Raw genomic sequence first — 1,707 nt, forward strand, 5'->3', positions numbered from 1 at the left:
CGGCTGCTTGCCGATGTAGGCGAGGATGCCGCCGTCCACATACAGCACATGGCCGTTGACGAAGTTGGAAGCGTCGCTGGCAAGGAACACCGCCGGGCCCACAAGGTCCTCCGTGGTGCCCCACCGCGCCGCCGGCGTCTTTGCGATGATGAACTGGTCGAACGGGTGGCGGCTTCCGTCCGCCTGGCGCTCCCGCAGCGGCGCCGTCTGCGGCGTCTCGATGTATCCCGGCCCGATGCCGTTGCACTGGATGTTGTATTCGCCGTACTCGCTGGCAATGTTCTTCGTCAGCATCTTCAGGCCGCCCTTTGCAGCCGCATACGCGCTCACCGTCTCGCGCCCCAGCTCGCTCATCATGCTGCAGATGTTGATGATCTTTCCGTGCCCCTTTTCGATCATCCCCGGGATCACCGCCTTGCTCACGATGAACGGCGCGTTCAGGTCCACGTCCACCACCTGCCGGAACTGCGCCGCCGTCATCTCGCACATCGGGATGCGCTTGATGATGCCCGCGTTGTTCACCAGAATGTCGATGACGCCCACTTCCTGGGCGATCTGCTTCACCATCGCCTGCACCGCGTCCTCGTCCGTTACGTCGCACACATAGCCGTGGGCTTCCACGCCCGCTTCCCTGTATGCCGCAAGGCCCTTGTCCACCAGCTCCTGCCTGATGTCATTGAATATGATGGTCGCGCCCGCCTTCGCCATGCCTTCCGCGATGGCAAAACCGATGCCGTAGCTCGCGCCTGTTACCAGCGCTACCTTGCCTTCCAGAGAAAAATCCTTCATTTCCATTTTTTTGCCCTCCTGCCCGCGCGCGCTTTCCGCCCGCGGCTGTTTTCTGTGCTTTTACCGAAGCTCTGTGGTCGGGATCACGTCCATGTCGTCGAACGCCTGGTTTTCGCCGCCCATCGCCCAGATGAACGTGTAGTTGCTCGTGCCCGCGCCCGCGTGGATGCTCCAGCTCGGGCTGATCACCGCCTGCTCGTTCTGCATCACGATGTGCCGCGTCTCCCTGCCCTCGCCCATCATGTGGAACACCACGTTCTCCTCCGGCACTTCAAAATACATATACACTTCCATCCGACGCTCGTGGGTGTGCGCCGGCATCGTGTTCCATACGCTGCCTGGCTCCAGCACCGTCATGCCCATGGATAGCTGGCACGTCGGCAGCACGTCCGGGTGGATGAACTGGTTGATCACTCGCTTGTTGCTCGTTTCCATCGCGCCCAGCGGCTTTTTCGCCGCGTCCTCGATTTTGATGAGCTTCGTCTCATACGCCCGGTGTGCCGGGGCCGACACCATGTAGAACTTCGCGGGCTTCGCCGCGTCTTCGCTGGCGAACAGCACTTCCTTCGTCCCCTGCGTGATGTACAGGCAGTCCTTGTAGCCCAGCTCGTACTTTACTCCGTCCGCCGTGATGCTGCCCGCGCCGCCGATGTTGAAGATGCCGATCTCCCGGCGCTCCAGAAAATACTGCGTGCCGAAGTTGTGCCAGATGTCGATGCCCTTGTCGATGGGCACCGTCTCTGTAGTGGGCATGCACCCCAGCGTCACCATTCGGTCCACATGGCTGTACACCGCCACCACTTCGTTTGCCGCATACAGGTTCTCGATCAGAAACTCTTTGCGCGTCTCCTCTGTTGTATAGCGCTTGAAGTCCCGCTGGTTGCTTGAATATCGGATTTCCATTGTTTTTGCTCCTTT

Annotated in this window: 2 protein-coding genes; both read right to left on the bottom strand. The window is 60.6% G+C overall.

Annotation, left to right across the window (positions count from 1 at the left end):
• The coding region (locus TQ39_RS19785) for a gluconate 5-dehydrogenase (RefSeq protein WP_207641422.1) at nt 1-795 on the bottom strand (795 nt) is incomplete at its 3' end.
• 54 nt (nt 796-849) lie between these two features.
• Nucleotides 850-1,692 carry a 5-dehydro-4-deoxy-D-glucuronate isomerase gene (kduI, locus tag TQ39_RS19790; RefSeq protein ID WP_050006802.1) on the bottom strand — a complete coding sequence of 281 codons (843 nt, stop codon included), beginning with the start codon at nt 1,690-1,692 and terminating at the stop codon, nt 850-852.
• Nucleotides 1,693-1,707 lie beyond the last annotated feature (15 nt).

The organism is Ruthenibacterium lactatiformans (genome assembly GCF_000949455.1).
In the GTDB taxonomy this organism is placed as follows: domain Bacteria; phylum Bacillota; class Clostridia; order Oscillospirales; family Ruminococcaceae; genus Ruthenibacterium; species Ruthenibacterium lactatiformans.